An 18,899-nucleotide genomic window follows, 5' to 3' on the forward strand; every position below is an offset into this window, starting at 1 on the left:
GGGTGATGGCCAGAGGCTATGCCGGTGCCTTTTAGAAGTCCACCTTGCCGCGCCCGGCCTTGATCGCACCACGCTTGGCCTTGCCCTCCAGGCGGCGTTTTTTCGAGCCCAGGGTCGGCTTGGTCGGGCGCCGCGCCTTCTCGGTCTTGCCGGCCGCACGGATCAGCTCGGCCAAGCGCTCCAGCGCATCGGCACGATTCTGCTCCTGAGTGCGGTATTGCTGGGCCTTGATGATGACTACGCCACCCTCGGTGATGCGGCTGTCGCGCAGCGCCAACAGGCGCTCTTTGTAGAACGGAGGCAGGGACGAGGCCTGGCTGTCGAAACGCAGATGTACGGCGCTGGAAACCTTGTTGACGTTCTGCCCACCGGCTCCCTGGGCCCGAATGGCCGTCAACTCGACCTCGGCTTCCGGCAAATGAACGCTGTTGGATATCACCAGCATGGAAAAGACCTCAAATACACCCCGCTCAGCATAACGCCGATCATGCGCGCCTCGACCCACTACCCCGGCAAAAACAATCGAAAGCTAAGCAATTAATTTAGTTGATTGAAATCAGACAATTAGGTTGAACCATCCGGCACCCAGGGTTGCCATAAAGGCTTACTTTCCCTAGGGTAAAAAAGTATGTGGCCTCATATCGCACCCATCAGCTCTCTGCTGAGCGGAGTCGCACTGCTTCTGCTCGGCAATGGCCTGCTCAATACGTTGCTCACCTTGAAGGGGGCGGCCGAAGGCTACTCGACGACCCTGCTCGGGCTGATGATGTCCGGCTACTTTACCGGCTACTTCATCGGTAACTGGGTCGGCAGCCCGCTGATCCGCCGCGTCGGCCATATCCGCGCCTTCGCCTTCTGCGCCGCACTGGCGTGCATCTGCGCCCTGCTCCACGTGCTCATCGTCCATCCCTGGGTCTGGGTGGTGCTGCGCGTGCTCTACGGCGTAGCGCTGATCTGCCTGTACATGGTCATCGAGAGCTGGCTCAACGCCCGTGCCAGCAGCGAAAACCGGGGGGGCATCTTCGCCCTGTACATGGCCGTCAACCTTGGCGCCCTGGCCCTCGGCCAGCAGCTGCTGCGCTTCGACCCCACCCTCGGCTTCGCCCTGTTTGCCGTGGCCGGCATATTCATCGTCTCGGCACTGATGCCGGTAACCCTTACCCGCCAGATGCAGCCCAGCCTGCCGGAAACGCCGAACAGCAACCTGCGTCAGCTGTTCGGCATCGCGCCACTGGCGTTGACCGCCTCGGCGTTGTCCGGTCTGGCGCTCAGCGGCTTCTGGGGCATGGCACCGGCCTATGCCGACATGGTCGGCTTCGATGCCGCCGGCGTGGGTTTATTGATGACCATGACCATTCTCGGCGGCGCCCTGCTGCAATGGCCGATCGGCTGGCTGTCGGACCGCCTCGACCGGCGCTGGATCCTGTTCTGGGTGGTGAGCGCGGCCGTGGTCACCGCAGCCGCGATCAGTCTGCTCGCCCCCGGCCAGCTGCTGATCAGCCTGTTCTTCCTGTTTGGCGGCCTGTCGTTCGCCATCTACCCCCTGGGCGTGGCGCTGCTGATCGACCAACTGCAACCCGACGAGATCCTCTCCGGCTCGGCCAGCCTGCTGCTGGTCAACGGTATTGGCGCGGCCTGTGGGCCGCTGTTGGCCGGGGCGCTGATGCAGCATTTTGGCGCACCGGCATTGCCCATGTATTTCGCCCTGTCCCTCGCCCCCCTGGCCGCCTATGCCCTGTACCGCATGCGTCATGTCAGCGACCTGGTCAGCGGTGAACAGGCCCACTTCATGCCCATGCTACGCACCAGCCCGACCGTACTCGAGCTGATGCCCGATGCCCCACCACAGGAGCACCCCGAAAACACGTCTCCCTGACGTCCTAAGGCTGCTTCGGCAAGGCCCGGAGCCTATCCCAAGCAGCCAGAACCTGGCCCAACGGCCACTCTGGAGAAACACGCCATGCTAATCGCCACCGATCTGGACGGAACCTTTCTCGCCGGCGCCCCGGAAGACCGCCTCAGCCTCTACCAGACCATCGTCGCCCATCCGGAAATCCGCCTCGCCTACGTCACCGGGCGCAGCCTGGAAGCGGTGCTACCGCTACTGGCCGACCCGACACTGCCACAACCTGACTTCATCATCGCCGACGTCGGCGCCAGCCTCTACGACGGCCAGACCCTGCAGCCCCTGCAACCGCTGCAAGGGCAGATCGACTTACGCTGGCCCGGTGAGTCACAGGTGGCCCAGGCCCTGGCCGACTTCCCTGACCTGGAACGCCAGGACGTGCCCCAGGCCCGCCGCTGCTCGTATTTCTGCACCCCGCAGCGCGCCGCCGACCCGGCCCTGCGCGCCATTGCCGACGAACTGGACTGCGACCTGCTGTATTCCGCCGACCTGTACCTCGACTTCCTCCCGCGCGGCGTGAACAAAGGCTCCAGCCTCCAGGCGCTGGCCGACTGGCTGGGCCTGGAGCACGACCAGGTACTGGCCGCCGGCGACACTCTGAATGACCTGTCCATGCTCAGCGCCACCTTCAAGGGCGTTTGCGTCGGTGCCTCCGAACCCGGACTGCTGCAAGCCACCCGTCATCACTCGCGCACCCTGCACGCGACTCGCACGGGTTGTGGCGGCATTCTCGAAGCCTTCGCCCACTTCGGCTTCCTTGGCGAGCACGGCATCGCCGCCGAACGACGCCAGGCCGCACAGCCCGGCAAGGCCGACCTGGTGATCGTCTACCATCGGCTGCCCTACGAGGAATACCGTGGCAAGGACGGCAAGCTGCAGCGCCGCCGCCCCACTTCGCCCAACGGCATCATCCCGACCCTGCTGAGTTTCTTCGCCGACGGCCGCAAAGGCTCCTGGGTAGCCTGGGCCGTCCATGAAGAGGACAACCAGGAAACCTTCGACACCCATACCACGGTGGATGCCGAGCGCTACCCGAAGCTGACCGCCGCGCGGGTGCCGCTGAGCAAGGAAAAGGTCGACATCTTCTACAAACGCTTCTCCAAGGAAGCCTTCTGGCCGACCCTGCACACCTTCTGGGAGCGCGCCAGCTTCAACGAGGACGACTGGCAGGTGTTCTGCGAGGTCAACCGCGCCTTCGCCGAACGTACCGCCCTGGAAGCCGCCGAAGGTGCCGTGGTCTGGCTGCACGACTACAACCTGTGGATGGTGCCGGCCTACCTGCGTGAACTGCGGCCGGACCTGCGCATCGCCTTCTTCCACCACACCTACTTCCCGTCTGCCGATGTGTTCAACGTGGTGCCCTGGCGCCGGCAGATCGTCGGCAGCCTGCTGCAGTGCGACTACATCGGTTTCCATATTCCACGCCAGGTGGAGAACTTCGTCGATGTGGCGCGCGGCGTATTCCCGCTCAAGACCCTCGACCGGCAGAACTGCGCGCCCCGCTTTCTTACCTACGGCTGCGCCGTGGGCCTGGAACGCATGACCACCGCCCTGGACACCGGCACACGCACGGTCAAGCTCGGCGCCCACCCGGTCGGCCTGGATATCGAGCGGGTAAGCAGTGCCCTGCAGGCGCCGAAGATTCAGGAACTGATGGCGCGCCTGCGCGAGGAGCTCAGCGGGGTCAAGCTGATCCTCTCGGTGGAGCGCCTCGACTACACCAAGGGCATCCTGGAGAAGCTCAACGCCTACGAGCGCCTGCTGGCGGACAATCCCGAGCTGCTCGGCAAGGTCACCCTGGTCACGGTGTGCGTGCCGGCAGCCAAGGAAATGACCATCTACGACGAACTGCAGAGCCAGATCGAGCAAGCCGTGGGCCGTATCAACGGGCGCTTCGCCCGCATCGGCTGGACGCCGTTGCAGTTCTTCTTCCGCAGCCTGCCCTTCGAAGAGGTCAGCGCCTGGTATGCCATGGCCGACGTGATGTGGATCACTCCGCTGCGCGACGGCCTCAACCTGGTGGCCAAGGAATTTGTCGCCGCCCAGGGCCTGCTCGGCGGCAGTGGCGTGCTGGTGCTGTCGGAATTCGCCGGCGCTGCCGCCGAACTCAAGGGCGCGCTGCTGACCAACCCGCACGACCCGATGGACCTGACCCAGACCTGCTACCTGGCCCTCAACCTGCCCAAGGCCGAAGCCCAGGCGCGGCTACGCGAACTGTTCGACATCGTCACCTTCAACGACATCCGTCGTTGGGGCGACGACTTCCTCGGCGCCGTCGGCCTCAACGAAGCCGCGACAGCACTGGAACTGGTGAGCTGATCAGGCTTAGCAGTCGCCTGCGAATCGGCAGCGACCTTGAGTTGTTCTCCCTGGATCGACGCCCGCCACAGCAGCGGGTTTGTCCATGGGGCGAACGACAGTCAAGCAGATCGACAAGGGGGTCAGAATTTTTTAGCCGCTCGGTCAACCGTTCTGGGACTGCACCCAGGCCGCGGGCTAGCTGGAATATCCCCTCTCCCGTTTACGGGAGAGGGTTAGGGAGAAGGCTTGGCTGACGATTACCCTCTCCCCTGGCCCCTCTCCCATGAATGGAAGAGGAGGAGAAAAGCCCGCAGCCCGGATTACATCCGGGCTACGGGCACCAGTGAATCTGTAGCGGCGCCTTGAGCAATGCGCGGATCGGCAGCTCACGGGCCTCCCCCGCTTGCAGCGCCCGGCTCAGCGTCGCCAGCTTGGTCGCCCCCTGGATCGCCAGCAGGCTCAGACGAGCCGCAGACAAAATCGGCAGGGTCAGCGACAGGCGCTCATGCGGTGCGACAGGAGCCCGCATGGGCAGCACCGCGCACGGGCAGTCCGGGCGCAGAGCCTCGTCCAGCAGCGGGCTGTGCGGGAACAGCGAGGCGGTGTGACCATCATCCCCCATGCCCAGCACCAGTACATCGATGGCCGGCAGGCCGGCGATGGCCCGATCCGCCAGTGCGGCAGCCTGCTCCAAGCTGGCCGCCGGGTGGTAAAGGCCAATCATGCGGGCCTCGGCTGCCGCGCCCTGCAGCAGATGCCGACGCACCAGCGCCTCGTTGCTGTTGGCATCTTCCAGCGCGACCCAGCGCTCGTCGGCCAGGCCGACCCGCACCTGCTGCCACGCGAGTGGCTCCTGCGCCAGACACTCGAAGAACGCCACCGGACTGCGCCCACCGGAGACCACCAGCAGCGCGCTGCCACGCGCCTGGATGGCCGCACGCAAAGCCTCTGCCACCTGCTGCGCCAGGGTCTCGGCCAGCGCCGACGCATCGGCGTGCTGTCGCCCCACCACATCGGCAGGCAATCGCAGCTCGTTCAGCATCATCGCAAGGTACTCAGGCTGGCCGTGAAGGTGCTGGCGCCCTGCTCCGCCGAGCTGAAGCTGGCGCGCATGAACGCAAACAACTCGCGGCCGCTACCGATCGCAGCAGGCGGTGGGACAACAAGCTCGCGGGCGGCGAATTCGGCGGCGTCGACCAACACGCGCAGCTCTCCGCTACGGCCGTCGACACGGATCAGGTCGCCATCGCGCACCCGCGCCAGCGGCCCGCCATCGAAAGCCTCGGGACAGACATGAATCGCTGCGGGCACCTTGCCGGAAGCACCGGACATACGCCCGTCGGTGACCAGCGCCACCTTGTAGCCACGGTCCTGCAACACACCGAGGAACGGCGTGAGCTTGTGCAGCTCGGGCATGCCATTGCAGCGCGGCCCCTGGAAGCGCACCACGGCGACGAAGTCGCAGTCCAGCTCGCCAGCCTGGAAGGCCTCGGCCAACTCGGCCTGGTCGTGGAACACCCGTGCCGGCGCCTCGACCACATGGCGCTCCGGCGCCACGGCCGATAGCTTCATCACCCCGCGGCCAAGATTGCCGTCGAGCAGGCGCAGGCCGCCCTCGGTCGAGAATGGCCGCGCCACCGGGCGCAGGATATTCTCGTCCAGGCTGGCCACAGTGCCTTCGCGCCAGACCAGGCGCTCGCCGTCGAGGAACGGCTCTTCGGTGTAGCGGCGCAACCCCTGGCCGGCGACGGTGGCGACATCCTCGTGCAGCAGCCCGGCATCGAGCAGCTCGCGGATCAGCAAGGCGGTGCCGCCGGCGGCGTGGAAGTGATTGATGTCGGCCTTGCCGTTGGGATAGACGTGGGCCAGGGTTGGCACCACGTCGGACAGCTCGGCCATGTCCTGCCAGGTCAACTGGATGCCGGCAGCCTGGGCGATGGCCGGCAGGTGCAGGATGTGGTTGGTCGAGCCGCCAGTGGCGTGCAGCGCCACCACGGCGTTGACCAGGCAACGCTCGTCGACGATCTGCCCGAGGGGCCGATAGTGCCCGCTCTGCCGGGTCAGGCGCGTCACCTGCTGGGCCGCCTCACGGGTCAGGGCATCGCGCAGCGGCGTGTTCGGGTTGACGAAGGAGGCGCCGGGCAGGTGCAGGCCCATCACTTCCATCAGCATCTGATTGGTGTTGGCCGTGCCGTAGAAGGTGCAGGTGCCGGGGCTGTGGTAGGCCTTCATTTCCGATTCCAGCAGCTCGTCACGGCTGGCCTTGCCTTCGGCGAAGCGCTCGCGCACCTCGGCTTTCTCCTTGTTCGACAAGCCAGAAGGCATCGGCCCGGCCGGCACGAACAGCATCGGCAGGTGGCCGAAGCGCAGCGCGCCGATCAGCAGGCCTGGGACGATCTTGTCGCACACGCCCAGGCACAGGGCGGCATCGAACATGTTGTGCGACAGCGCCACGGCGGTGCCCATGGCGATCACCTCGCGGCTCGCCAGGCTGAGCTCCATGCCCGGCTCGCCCTGGGTCACACCATCGCACATCGCCGGCACACCGCCGGCCACCTGACCGACCGAGCCGACTTGGTGCAACGCAGCCTTGATCCGCTGCGGGTACTCCGCATACGGCTGGTGCGCCGAGAGCATGTCGTTGTAGGCGGTGACGATGGCCACGTTGGCCGCGTCCGGCAGGCGCAGGGTCTGCTTGTCCGCGCCACTGCAGCCAGCCACGCCGTGAGCGAAGTTGGCGCACTGCAGCTTGCCGCGCTGGGGGCCCTGGTCGGCAGCCGCGGCAATCATCGCCAGGTAGCGCTGGCGAGTGGCGCGGCTGCGCTCGATCAGGCGCTCGGTGACTTCGAGAACGCGGGGATGCATGAATCGGCTCCTCAGACTGTGCTATTGCGACACTGTAACCCCGCACGCGATTGAAATCTTTCGTCGGAATTTAGCGGCTGCCGCTGCGCCGCCGCTGGCGCTAACGTAGCCGCCTGGAATTTTCTCGCGAGCTCCACCATGGATTCGATTACCCAGGCAGTCCTCGGCGCCAGCATTCAGGGCGCTTTGCTCGGCCGCTGGCAAGGTCGTCGCGCCCTGCTCTACGGCGCCATGCTCGGCACCCTGCCCGACCTCGACGTGGTCATCGACTACGGCGATGCGGTGGCCGACATGACCTTCCACCGGGGATTCAGCCACTCGTTGCTGGTACTCAGCCTGCTGGCCGTGGCAATCGCCCTGCTGGCGCGCAGGTTGCAGCCCAACCCGGCCTACTCGACGCGACGATTACTGTTCGCGGTATGGCTGGTCTTGATCACCCATCCGCTGCTGGACAGCTTCACCAGTTATGGCACCCAGCTGCTGTGGCCCTTGCAGACACCACCCATCGCCTGGTCGTCGATCTTCATCATCGACCCGCTGTACAGCGTGCCTTTGCTGGTGGCGGTGCTGGTCGGCCTGGTTCGCGGCCTGCGCGAGCGTCCACAGTGGCTGGCGATCTCGGCGCTATGCCTGTCCAGCGTCTACCTGGCCAGCACCCTGGCCGGCAAATGGATGGCCGAGCAGCGCGTGCAGGACGTGCTGGCCGCGCGCGGCCTCCAGGCCGACAGCCTGTTCAGCACGCCAACGCCGTTCAACAGCCTGCTCTGGCGGGTGATCGTGGTGGACGGCGACGACTATCACGAAGCCCTGGTCGGCTGGTTCGACCAGCAACCGCCGCAGCTGGTGCGCATCGCCCGTGGCACGGCGCTGGCCGAGGCCTTGCGCGACTCGCCGCAACATCAGCGCCTGCAGTGGTTCACCCACAACGTGCTGCGTTACGACCGGGTCGGCGATCAGTTGATCGTGACCGACCTGCGCCTGGGCATGACCGGTTTCCATCCGTTTCGCTTCGTCATGGCCGAATGGCGTGATGGCGCCTGGCATGCCCTGCCCTGGGTCGAACGCCTGCCGTTCAACCGCGGCGAACCCGCCCAGCTGCTGACCCTCTGGCAGCGCATCTGGGATCAGCGAGAAGAAGTGCCACTCCTGGCCTGGGCCAACACCCTGAGCCAGCGCCCCTGAAACGAAGAGCCCGGCAGTCGCCGGGCTCTTCGTGCTTACGCCTGAGTCATCTGCGCGGTGCGCGCCGTCTTGATGCGAAAGCAGCCCCAGATGAACAGCACCCACACCGGAATGGCGTACACCGACGCCTGGATGCCCGGGATCATCAGCATCACGCCGAGAATGAACAGCACGAAGGCCAGGCACAGGTAGTTGGCAAAGGGGAACCAGAACGCCTTGAAGCTTGGCTCCGTGCCCTTGGCGACCATGGCCTTGCGGAACTTCAGATGGGCCAGGCTGATCATCGCCCAGTTGATCACCAGAGCGGCGACCACCAGCGACATCAACAGCTCCAGCGCGCTCTGCGGCACCACGTAGTTGACCACCACGCAGAGCAGCGTCACCGCCGCCGACAGGGCGATGGCCAGCACCGGTACGCCGCGCTCATTCACCTTCATCAGCGCCTTTGGCGCATCGCCCTGCTCGGCCAGGCCGTAGAGCATGCGGCTGTTGCAGTACACGCCGCTGTTGTAGACCGACAGCGCGGCAGTCAGCACCACGAAGTTGAGCACGTGCGCAGCGGTGCCTTCGCCGATCAGCGAGAAGATCTGCACGAAGGGACTGCTGGCGTAAGCGTCGCCGCCGCTGGTCAGGGTCTTGACCATGTCGTCCCAGGGGTGCAGCGAGAGCAGGATGGTCAGCGCGCCGATGTAGAAGATCAGGATGCGCCAGACCACCTGGTTGATCGCCTTGGGGATCACCGTCTTCGGCTGGTCGGCCTCGGCGGCGGTGATGCCGACCAGCTCCAGGCCACCAAAGCTGAACATGATGATCGCCATCATCATCACCAGCCCGGACACGCCATTGGGGAAGAAACCGCCGTGGCTCCACAGGTTGCTGATGCTGGCCTGCTCGCCACCGGTGCCGCTGACCAGCAGATAGCCGCCGAGCAGGATCATGCCGATGATGGCCACCACCTTGATGATGGCGAACCAGAACTCGGTCTCGCCGAAGGCCTTCACGTTGACCAGGTTGATCAGGTTGATCAGCACGAAGAACGCCGCCGCCGTGACCCAGGTGGGGATTTCCGGCCACCAGTACTGCACGTACTTGCCCACGGCCGTGAGTTCGGCCATGCCGACCAGCACGTAGAGCACCCAGTAGTTCCAGCCGGACAGAAAGCCGGCGAACGGCCCCCAGTAGCTGTGGGCGAAGTGGCTGAAGGAGCCGGCGACCGGCTCTTCGACAATCATCTCGCCGAGCTGGCGCATGATCAGGAAGGCGATGAAACCGCCGATGGCGTAGCCGAGGATCATCGACGGGCCGGCGCTCTGCATCACCCCGGCGGAGCCGAGGAACAGGCCGGTGCCGATGGCGCCACCGAGGGCGATCAGCTGGATATGGCGGTTCTTCAGGCCGCGCTTGAGCGGGCCGGTGTGCAAGTGTTCGGACATCAGCGGGCGCTCCGAATCGGACGCGGGGCGAGGCAAGTGCGAGGCATGGGTTCACCTGTCTGTCGGAAAATCCGCCGGGCTCGTGGTCCGGCGGCATCGTCTGGGCCTGTCGGCCGCGGCTCGCCTGGCGACGAGCGCCGCGCAGTATAACCGAGCCGCCGCGTCGACGGTTTGGCGGAAAGCCGCCACAAGCCGGCCTTTTGTCCGAACAAGGCAGCGGGCACACTGTGCCTTCCTCAGTTGCCGATTTCCCCCATGAACCCCGAAGACCTGTTGCTCCTCGTCACCCGCACCATGCCCTACGGCAAGTACAAGGGCCGCCTGCTTGCTGACCTGCCCGGCCACTACCTCAACTGGTTCGCCCGAGAAGGCTTTCCCAAGGGCGAGATCGGTCGCCTGCTCATGCTGATGCAGGAGATCGACCACAACGGTCTCAAGCCCTTGCTGGAGCCGCTGCGCAAACGCTGATGCCGGTGCATTTGCACGCGCAATAACGCAGCCGCCACCGCCCCGCCTCGTTTAGCTTTAGCGCCACAACCACGACGAGGATTTGCCAGCATGCATCGCTATTTCAGTCTCGCCGGGCGCACTGCCCTGGTCACCGGTGGCAGCCGCGGCATCGGCCGCATGATTGCCCAGGGCCTGCTCGAAGCCGGCGCGCGGGTGTTCATCTGCGGGCGCGATGGCGCAGCCTGTGAAACGACCGCCGCCGAACTCAGCCAGTATGGCGAGTGCATCGGTCTGGCGGCGGACCTGTCCGGCGAGGAAGGCGCCCGCGCCCTGGCCGCCGAACTGGGCCAGCGCATTGAGCAGCTCGACATCCTGGTCAACAACGCCGGCACCAGCTGGGGCGCGCCGCTGGAGAGCTACCCGGTCAAGGGCTGGGAAAAGGTCATGCAGCTCAACGTCACCGCCGTGTTCAGCTGCATCCAGCAGCTGCTGCCGCTGCTGCGCAAGGCAGGCAACGCGCAGAACCCGGCGCGGGTGATCAATATCGGTTCGGTGGCCGGCATCAGCTCGATGAGCGAAGAAGCCTACGCCTATGGCCCGAGCAAAGCCGCGCTGCACCAGCTGTCGCGCAACCTGGCCCGCGAGCTGGTCGACGAGCACATCAACGTCAACGTCATCGCCCCCGGTCGCTTCCCGAGCAAGATGACCCGCTTCATCTCCAACGACGAAGCGGCGCTGGCCGCCGACGTGGCGCTGATTCCGATGAAACGCTGGGGCCGTGAAGAAGAAATGTCGGCGCTGGCCATCACCCTGTGCAGCGCGGCGGGTGCCTACATGACCGGCGCCATTATCCCCATCGACGGCGGTTTCACCCTCTAACTGAGCCCGGGTAGGCGCTGCGCCAGAGCCTGGCCAGCGCCGCCTGATCGGCGCCCTGCAGGCTCAGCACGCCCTGCTGCAGCGCCGCATCGGCGGACAGTTGGCCTTTCTCCAGGGCGATCAGCGCCCCTTCGCTCAGCACCACCAGTGCAGCGCCTTCCTGCGGCGTCGCATGAATCTGCACACCCTGCTTGGCGAAACGGCTCCACAGCCCAGGCTCGACCAGCAGCAGCTGAAACTCTCCTGCGTCGGCGGGCAGGCGTTGCCGTAGCTGCTCCAGCAAAGCCAAGGTGCGGCGCATGCCGAAACCACCCGGCAACGGCAAAGGACGTACCAGGCTTCCGTCCTGGTATGCCTGCTGAGCCGCCAGCGCCACCCCCAGAGAGGCAGGGTGCGACAGGCTCAGGTCAACGGCCAGGCCATCATAGCTACAGGCCGCGGCCGGCCCTGCCAGCATTCCAGCCAGCACAGCGGCCAGAGTCTGGCGACGCAATCGAGTGCATAACATGGGCTAGACCTCGGCCATCGGGCAGTGCCCGCCAGCGGCGGAACACTGCCGTGCAGTGCTCAGGGGGTAACGATGTTGAACCAGAAGTCGAAGGTATCGAGCAGGCCCATGAATTCGCCGAAAGCAGCAGGACGGCCATCGAACGTCAGCTCGCCGGAGGCGACCTTCTGCTCCAGGGTGGCACGGCCCAGCTGGATGTCTTCCAGGGTGCTCTTCTTCATTGTCAGAACGACGTCGGCCTTGTCGCTGGCCTGGGGCTCGTAAGTCAGCACACCGTGTTCGACGGTCAGGGCATAGCTCTTGCCCAGGTCGCTAAAGGTGTAGTTGAGCACCAGCTTCTTGCCCGCCGCGCGCTCACCGTTGAGGCGCACGGCCAGGTAGTCGAAGAGCATTTCCGGGGTCATGGCGCCGATCACATCTGGGCTGGCGGTCACGGCGCCGCCGGTTGCGGGCTTGCCGTTGCGCAGCTCGAAGGCACCTTGCAGGTAGATCGAACGCCAGGGGCCGGACTCGGCCTGGTAGCCCAGCTGCTCGTAGCTGTCGGCCAGCAGGTTCTTGGCCTCGGCATTGTCGGGGTCGGCAAACACCACCTGCTTGGCCACTTCGGCCACCCAGCGATACTCACCCTTGGCGAAGTCGGCCTTGGCTCGCTTGAGCACGGCAGCTGAGCCCCCCATGTATTCGACGTACTTCTGCGCCGCTGGCTGCGGCGGTAGGTTATCGAGGTTGGCTGGGTTGCCGTCGTACCAGCCCATGTAGCGCTGATACACCGCCTTGGCGTTGTGCTTGAGGGTGCCGTAGTAGCCACGGCCCTGCCAGAAGGACTCCAGCTCCGGCGGCAGCTTGATCGCCTCGGCGATTTCCTCGCCCGTCAGACCCTGATTCATCATGTGTACGGTCTGGTCATGGATGTACTTGTAGACGGCCCGCTGCTTCTTCAGGTAGTCATCAAACTGTGCCTGCCCCCACTGCGGCCAGTGATGGCTCTGAAAGCGCACCTCGGTCTTGTCACCATACAGGGCGAGGGTCTCGCCGATGTACTTCGACCACTGCAGGGCATCGCGTACCTGGGCGCCACGCAGGGTGAGGATGTTGTGCATGACGGCGGTGGTGTTCTCGGCCATCCACATGGCCTTGTGATCCGGGAAGTAGGTGTTCATTTCCACCGGCGCCTCGGTGCCGGGGGTGATCTGGAACTGCATGCGCACGCCATCGACTGTCAGTTCCTGACCGGTCTTGCTGACGAATTCGGTGGGCTGGATCAGGGTGATGGTGCCGCTGGAGGCGGTCAGGCCCAGGCCGGAACCGACACTGCCCTGCTCGCTGCGCGGCAGCAGCGCACCGAACATGTAGATGGCGCGACGGGCCATGGCGTTGCCGGCAATCACGTTCTCGCTGATGGCGTGCTCATCGAAGCCCTCGGGCGCGATGATGCGCACCTTGCCGGCCTTGACGTCGGCCTCGTCGACGATGCCACGCACACCGCCGAAATGGTCAATGTGCGAGTGGCTGTAAACCACGGCTACAACGGGCTTGGCGCCGAGGTGCTGGCTCACCAGCTCGTAGGCCGCCTTGGCCGGTTCGGCACTGAGCAACGGGTCGAAAACGATCCAGCCGGTCTTGCCTTCGATAAAGGTGATGTTGGACAGGTCGTAGCCACGAACCTGGTAGATGCCGTCGGTGACCTTGAACAGACCGTACTGCACATTCAGCTGGGCGTTGCGCCACAGGCTCGGGTTGACGCTGTCCGGGGCGGGCTGATCGAGGCCGATAAACCGTTTATAGCTCTCCAGATCCCACACCACCTTGCCGCTGGCGTCCTTGATGGTCAGGCTGTCGGGCTTGGCGATGAAGCCGCGCTGGGCATCTTCGAAGTCGCGCTTGTCGGCAAACGGCAGCCTGTCCAGCACGGCCTGGTTGGCGGCCACGGTCGCCGCGCTGGCGGCCTTGCTCGGTTGCGGCTCGGCCTGAGCGATGGCGGAGGCCAGCAGGGCCACGGCCACGCCGCCGCGGGTCAGGCACTTGAAGTATCGATTCATCGATGTGTCCTCGTTGTTATTGTCTTGGCCCGGCTCAGGCCTGGGCGATCCACTCGGCGGCACGCTCGGCCACCATGATGGTCGGCGCGTTGGTATTGCCACCGACCAGGGTCGGCATGACCGAAGCGTCGACCACGCGCAGGTTCTGCATGCCATGCACGCGCAGCTGGCCGTCGACCACCGCCATCTCGTCGCTGCCCATCTTGCAGGTGCCGATCGGGTGGTAGATGGAATCGGTACGGCGGCGCAGCAGGTCGATCAACTGCTCATCACTGTGCGCATCGACGCCGTACATCTCCTTCAGGCCGAAGCCCGCCATGGCCGACTGACCGACGATCTCGCGGGTCATGCGGTAGCCCTTGAGCAGGGTCTGCACGTCGCGCTCATCGCCGAGGAAGTTCGGGTCGATGCGCGGCGCCGCGCTGGGATCGGCCGACTGCAGACCGACGCTGCCCACGCTCTTCGGGCGCAGCACGCAGACGTGGCAACTGAAGCCATGCCCCCAGTGCAGCTTGCGGTTGTGATCGTCGAGGATGCTGACCACCGAGTGCAGCTGGATATCCGGGCGATCCAGGCTCGCATCGGTCTTGAGGAAGCCACCGCCCTCGGCGAAGTTGCTGGCCAGCGGGCCGCGGCGGTTGACCAGGTATTGCAGCGCCGCCGAGCCCATCTTCAGGCTGCCACCCAGCGAGTAGCCGAGCAGCGAGTTGTCGGTGCTCTTGTAGCTGAGTACCGCGTCCGGGTGGTCATAGAGGTTCTGTCCCACGCCCGGCAGTTCGTGCTGCACGGCAATGCCCTGGGGCTTGAGCTCGGCCTCCGGGCCGATACCGGAAAGCATCAGCAGGTGCGGGCTGCCGAAGGCACCGGCACACACCAGCACCTCCTTGCGCGCCTTGATGGCCACCGACTGCCCCTTGAGACGAACCTGCACACCGCTGGCCTGCTTACCCTCCAGCAGGATGCGCTCGGCCAGGGTATTGGTCAGCACAGTGAGATTCTCGCGCTTGCCACGAATCGGCGTGAGGAAAGCCGCAGCGGCGCTCCAGCGGCGACCATTGCGAATGGTCACTTCATACTGGCCAATGCCTTCCTGCTCGGCGCCATTGAAGTCTTCGTTATGCCGATAGCCGGCCTGCTTGCCCGCCTCGATGAAGGCATGGGTGGCCGCATGCGCCTCGATCTTGCCGACGTAGAGTTCGCCGCCCGCACCGTGGTACTCGCTGTCTCCCAGATGGTGCAGCTGACTTTTGCGGAAGTACGGCAGCACATCCTTGAAGCCCCAGCCCTGGTTACCCAGCGCCACCCAATCGTCGTAGTCACTGTGGTGGCCACGGATATAGATCATGCCGTTGATCGAGCTGCTGCCCCCCAGGGTCTTGCCGCGCGGCTGGTAACCCTTGCGCCCCCCCAGACCGGGCTGCGGCACGGTGTCGAAGGCCCAGTTCACATGCCGGGTCGGCAGGATGGCGGCAACACCGGCAGGTGCATGAATCAGCGGCGAGCGATCCTCCGGACCGGCCTCCAGCAAGCACACGGAAACTGCCGGATCAGCACTCAAGCGATTGGCCAGCACGCAACCGGCAGAGCCGGCACCAACGATCACGTAGTCGAACTGCATCGCATCCTCCAAGGGGGGAGTGAATCTGGATTCAGACCTCCATTGTTGGCGAGCCACGGCGGGTTAGGCTTGATCTTTGACGACACATACTTGATCTTTGACGACATGGAACCCTTCATCCGCACCACCTCTTTCGGCGGTTTCCGCGAGCTGGTCAGCCAGCTCGGCGCCGACCCGCAGCCTTACCTCGAGCGCTTCCGGGTGCGCGCCGAACTACTCGACGACGAAGATGCACGTGTCCCCTTCCGGTCGCTGGTAGGACTGCTGGAGGCTGTGGCCGAGGAACTCGACTGCCCGGACTTCGGCCTGCGCATGGCCGACTACCAGAACCTCCATGTGCTCGGCCCCATCGCCCTGATCGCCTGCAACGCCAGCAGCGTCGGCCATGCCCTGGCGGAGATCGTGCGTTTCATCGGTTACCACAGCTCGGGCATCGTGCTGGATCTCGACCTGAGTGAAGAACAGGCGCCCTGTCTGGTCATCGAGCTACGCCTGCCCGGTGCGCAGCGGCAGATGGCGGAACTGGCCATGGGAGTGGCCTTGAAGACCATGAGGCTGCTGTGCGGCTCGACCTTCGCACCACAGGCAGTACAGTTGGCCAGCGCCAGCACGGTGCCCATGGCGCGCTATCGTCGCCATTTCGGCAGTGAGGTCTACCTGGGCCAGGCACGCAATGCCCTGGTGTTCAGTGAGCGCCAACTGGGTCAGCGCATCGAACGTCAGGACCCGGTCCTGCACCGCACCCTGGTGCAATACCTCAGCCAGACCCATCTGCTCGGGACACCGGATTTGCTGGAGCAGGTCCGTCGCCTGGTGCTGCGCCTGCTGCCGGTACAGCAGTGCCGCCTGCCCCTGGTTGCCGAGCAGCTCGGCCTGCACGAACGCAACCTTCAGCGCCAGCTGGCCGAGCTGGGACACAGGTTCGATGAGCTGGTTGAAGGTATTCGCCGCGAGCGCGCCGACTTCTACCTGGCCGAGCGCGACATCCCCATGTCGCAGATCGCCGGCATGCTCGGCTACAGCGAGCAGAGCGTATTCAACCGCGCCTGCCGTCGCTGGTTCGCCATGACGCCCAGCGCACGCAGACGCCTGCTGTTGGCTCGCTAGTCAGTCAACCCCAGTTCCTTGGCCCGCGCCACCGCCTGGGTACGACGCTCCACGCCCAGCTTGAAGTTGATGCGTTGGGCGTGGGTTTTCACCGTGTGCAGCGAGATAAATAGCTGATCGGCGATCTGCTGGTTGGACAGGCCCCGAGCAATCAGCTTCAGCACATCCAGCTCGCGTTTGCTCAGCAGAGCCAGTTGCGCATTCAGCGTGCCGGTACTCTCTACCGCCCAGCGCATCATCGCCGGGTTACGCTGGGCCAGGCTCTGTTCGACGCTGACCAGGCCCATTTGCCGTGCCAGCGCCAGCGCATCAAGGAAGGCCTGCTTGGCCTGCGGGTAACGCCCCTCGGCATGCAGACCCTCGGCCAGGCTGAAGCCAATCTCGCACGCCAAAGGTCGTCGCCCGGCGGCGAGTGCATCGGCATGCATCTGCTCCAAGGCACACAGGGCCTCGGCACGCCCCTCGCCTTGCAGACGCGCCAGGTTGAGCAACAGGTTCAGCCGCAGATCCAGGTCCGGCACACCGAAGGGGGCCAGATGGCAAGGCGCTTCCTGGCTCGGCTGCAGGCTTTTCTGCACCGGCTCATGCTGTCCCTGGGCCAGCCAGAGCCTCACTTTAGCTGCCAGCAGCACCCCCCGGTAATGCTGGGGGTCGACGTGCTGGTACTGCAGTTCGCGCTCGGCATCGGCAATACGGGCAAAGGCCGAAGCGTAGTCGCCGTGCAGCGCGTCCAGCTCGACCAGGCCCAGGCAGCCCCAGACCAACGCCGGATCGGAGCAAACCCGGGACTCCTCGATGCCCGCCAGAAGGGTGGCCTCGGCCTCTTGATAATGACCGCGCTGCAACAACAAGCTGCCCCACAGCAGTTGCGTACGGCCCCGCATCGGGCTCGGCTCCGTCCCCCAGGCCTGGGTGAGCTCGACATGCAGGCGGCGCAACAGACTCTCGGCCCTTAGCAACTCGCCACGCATTTCCAGCAGCTTGGCGTGCTCCAGAGTGAGCAGGCTTTCATAGGCCAGGCTGCCATGCTCACGAGCCAGCCTGATGGACTCGCGGTTGAGCTCCTGGGCCTGCTCGAACTGCCCCTTGAACAACGCGTGCTCGACCAGCATCAGGCGGCACAGCAGGCGTTGACTCCAGGCCCGTTCCGGCAGCTCGTCGATGGCCTCGCTCAGCAGCACCACGGCGGCCTCGATCTGCCCGGAGTGGAAGTGCAGCTTGCCCGTCAGCGCCTTGAGCTGGGCGATCAGCTCGTACTGGCGCCGGGCGTTGGGTTGCGGCAGGAAGCGCTCGAGCGCCTGGATATAGTGCTGAGTCTCCTCAAGGCGACCACTGAGTACCGTGGCCCAGGCATTGAGCAGGGTCAGGCGTAGCGTGCTGACCAGCATGTCCTCGGGGAGTTCGCTCTGCCACTCCAGCAATAGGGCAATGCCGCGCCCCTGCAGCAGACGGTCCTCGGTGTAACGCTCCATCAGGCTGGCTGCCACTTCCGGCTGCCCGGCCTGCAGGGCGAACTCTACGGCAGGTCTGACCTGCTCCTGGGCCAGGTAATGCTGGCAGGCCTTGCGAAATAGCGCCTTGGCCATGCTGGAGGGCAGTTGCTCGGCCAACAGGGGCGCCACCGCAGGGTGGATACGCAGCCATTGGGCATCCTGATCCACGGGCACCACGAACAGGGCACAGGTCTTGAGTTGCTCCAGTAAATTGGCGCCCTCCCCCGCGCCCAACAACTGCTCGCACAGTTGCGCCTCGAACTGCGGAAAGTGAGCCAGGGAAAACAACGCCAGCTGCCAGTCGCCGGGCAACTCGTCGAGCACTTCGCGCCGCAGGTAATCGAGCAACAGCGAGGCGTTGCCCTCGGCCTGTAGCGGCAGGCCTGGCCGGCTACCGATCAGGCGCAATCGGACGCCTGCACACCAGCCCAGCGAGCGCTGATGCAGCTCCAACAACTCCTGGCGCTGCAGCTCATAACCGGCCAGCCTCAACCAGTCGCCCAGCTCATCGACCGTGAAGGCCAACTCACGCCCGTCGAGCTCGAACAACTCGCCGCCGAGCAGCAAGCGGGTCAACTGCAGTTGCGGCCGACGTCGACTGGCAATCCACCAGCGCAGACAGGACGATGACTCCTGGATCAGCTCATTGAGTGCCAGATCCAAGGCTTCGTTGGGAAAGCGCGGATAATCATCCAGCACCAGCCACAGCGGCTGGTTAAACGAAACCAGGGTTTCCTGAACCTGAGCCGGCTCTTCGACCGACAGAGCCAACGCCCGGGCCAGCTTGACCAGCAGCGCTTCGGCGCTCAGCGGCTGCCCGCGCAGATCCACACGCACCACCCGAGTATCGGACGGACAACGCGCCAGGCACTCGTCAAGCAACGCACTCTTGCCGCTGCCCGCCGGCGCCCAGAGCAGGCGCAGCCGGCAATCGGCCTCGAGCAGGGCATCGCTCAGACGGGGACGTGGAAGGTTACGCAGGACTGCCATGTTGTGACTGCTCGACTCTTGTTTGTATGCCGTCATCCTTACAGAGCCTCCCATGACGAGCAAATGCTGTAGCCAAGAATTCGAGGTGAAACGCTTCATGGCGCTGTGTCAGCGACGGACTGCGCAGG

At 65.2% G+C, this 18,899-nt stretch carries 13 protein-coding genes and 2 pseudogenes; 6 read left to right on the forward strand and 9 right to left on the reverse strand.

Annotated features, from left to right (window positions below):
* Window positions 1–31: 31 nt before the first annotated feature.
* Window positions 32–445 (reverse strand): alternative ribosome rescue aminoacyl-tRNA hydrolase ArfB, encoded by a 414-nt coding sequence (arfB, locus tag ACF8C6_RS13555; protein WP_392499776.1) that lies wholly within the window; start codon window positions 443–445, stop codon window positions 32–34.
* Between the two features lie 183 nt (window positions 446–628).
* Between arfB and ACF8C6_RS13560 the strand changes: the two genes are divergently transcribed.
* Together ACF8C6_RS13560 and ggpS are read left to right on the forward strand one after the other, a co-directional pair.
* Window positions 629–1,876, forward strand: a complete 1,248-nt coding sequence (locus ACF8C6_RS13560) for an MFS transporter (protein ID WP_392499777.1) — start codon at window positions 629–631, stop codon at window positions 1,874–1,876.
* Between the two features lie 84 nt (window positions 1,877–1,960).
* Entirely contained in the window at window positions 1,961–4,225 is a 2,265-nt protein-coding gene (ggpS, locus tag ACF8C6_RS13565; RefSeq protein WP_392499778.1) for a glucosylglycerol-phosphate synthase, read from the forward strand.
* A 313-nt stretch (window positions 4,226–4,538) separates the two neighbouring features.
* Here ggpS and pgl read toward each other — a convergent pair whose 3' ends face one another.
* Both pgl and edd read right to left on the reverse strand, forming a co-directional pair.
* Window positions 4,539–5,252: a 6-phosphogluconolactonase gene (gene pgl, locus ACF8C6_RS13570; protein WP_392499779.1), complete on the reverse strand. Its 714-nt coding sequence runs from the start codon at window positions 5,250–5,252 to the stop codon at window positions 4,539–4,541.
* Complete coding sequence (gene edd, locus ACF8C6_RS13575; protein WP_392499780.1) at window positions 5,249–7,072, reverse strand: phosphogluconate dehydratase; 1,824 nt, start codon at window positions 7,070–7,072, stop codon at window positions 5,249–5,251. Before edd ends, pgl begins: the two co-directional genes overlap by 4 nt.
* Before the next feature lie 138 nt (window positions 7,073–7,210).
* Here edd and ACF8C6_RS13580 point away from each other — a divergent pair, with 138 nt between their 5' ends.
* Window positions 7,211–8,254 (forward strand): metal-dependent hydrolase, encoded by a 1,044-nt coding sequence (locus tag ACF8C6_RS13580; protein ID WP_392499781.1) that lies wholly within the window; start codon window positions 7,211–7,213, stop codon window positions 8,252–8,254.
* Window positions 8,255–8,289: 35 nt separating this feature from the next.
* Here ACF8C6_RS13580 and ACF8C6_RS13585 read toward each other — a convergent pair whose 3' ends face one another.
* Window positions 8,290–9,690, reverse strand: a complete 1,401-nt coding sequence (locus ACF8C6_RS13585) for an amino acid permease (RefSeq protein WP_392499948.1) — start codon at window positions 9,688–9,690, stop codon at window positions 8,290–8,292.
* Between the two features lie 252 nt (window positions 9,691–9,942).
* Here ACF8C6_RS13585 and ACF8C6_RS13590 point away from each other — a divergent pair, with 252 nt between their 5' ends.
* A complete protein-coding gene (locus ACF8C6_RS13590) occupies window positions 9,943–10,155 on the forward strand; it encodes a DUF3820 family protein (RefSeq protein ID WP_068829778.1) in 213 nt (70 codons plus the stop codon).
* A 90-nt stretch (window positions 10,156–10,245) separates the two neighbouring features.
* Window positions 10,246–11,016 carry an SDR family oxidoreductase gene (locus ACF8C6_RS13595; protein ID WP_392499782.1) on the forward strand — a complete coding sequence of 257 codons (771 nt, stop codon included), beginning with the start codon at window positions 10,246–10,248 and terminating at the stop codon, window positions 11,014–11,016.
* Here the strand turns inward: ACF8C6_RS13595 and ACF8C6_RS13600 are convergent.
* From ACF8C6_RS13600 to ACF8C6_RS13610, 3 genes are all read right to left on the reverse strand, one after another.
* The gene (locus tag ACF8C6_RS13600; RefSeq protein WP_392499783.1) at window positions 11,006–11,509 is read right to left on the reverse strand and encodes a hypothetical protein; all 504 of its coding nucleotides are present in this window, start codon (window positions 11,507–11,509) and stop codon (window positions 11,006–11,008) included. The genes ACF8C6_RS13595 and ACF8C6_RS13600 overlap by 11 nt on opposite strands.
* A 74-nt stretch (window positions 11,510–11,583) precedes the next feature.
* Window positions 11,584–13,563 carry an alkyl/aryl-sulfatase gene (locus ACF8C6_RS13605; protein WP_392499784.1) on the reverse strand — a complete coding sequence of 660 codons (1,980 nt, stop codon included), beginning with the start codon at window positions 13,561–13,563 and terminating at the stop codon, window positions 11,584–11,586.
* Between the two features lie 34 nt (window positions 13,564–13,597).
* The gene (locus tag ACF8C6_RS13610) at window positions 13,598–15,181 is read right to left on the reverse strand and encodes a GMC family oxidoreductase (RefSeq protein ID WP_392499785.1); all 1,584 of its coding nucleotides are present in this window, start codon (window positions 15,179–15,181) and stop codon (window positions 13,598–13,600) included.
* 90 nt (window positions 15,182–15,271) lie between these two features.
* Here ACF8C6_RS13610 and ACF8C6_RS13615 point away from each other — a divergent pair, with 90 nt between their 5' ends.
* A complete protein-coding gene (locus ACF8C6_RS13615) occupies window positions 15,272–16,288 on the forward strand; it encodes an AraC family transcriptional regulator (protein WP_392499786.1) in 1,017 nt (338 codons plus the stop codon).
* Here the strand turns inward: ACF8C6_RS13615 and ACF8C6_RS13620 are convergent.
* A pseudogene (locus ACF8C6_RS13620) lies at window positions 16,285–16,473 on the reverse strand (response regulator transcription factor); the annotation flags it as partial. The gene ACF8C6_RS13615 and the pseudogene ACF8C6_RS13620 overlap by 4 nt on opposite strands.
* Window positions 16,474–16,575: 102 nt before the next feature.
* Window positions 16,576–18,870: pseudogene (locus ACF8C6_RS13625) on the reverse strand (helix-turn-helix transcriptional regulator); the annotation flags it as partial.
* Window positions 18,871–18,899 lie beyond the last annotated feature (29 nt).

Source organism: Pseudomonas sp. zbq_18, assembly GCF_043102245.1.
Lineage (GTDB): Bacteria > Pseudomonadota > Gammaproteobacteria > Pseudomonadales > Pseudomonadaceae > Aquipseudomonas.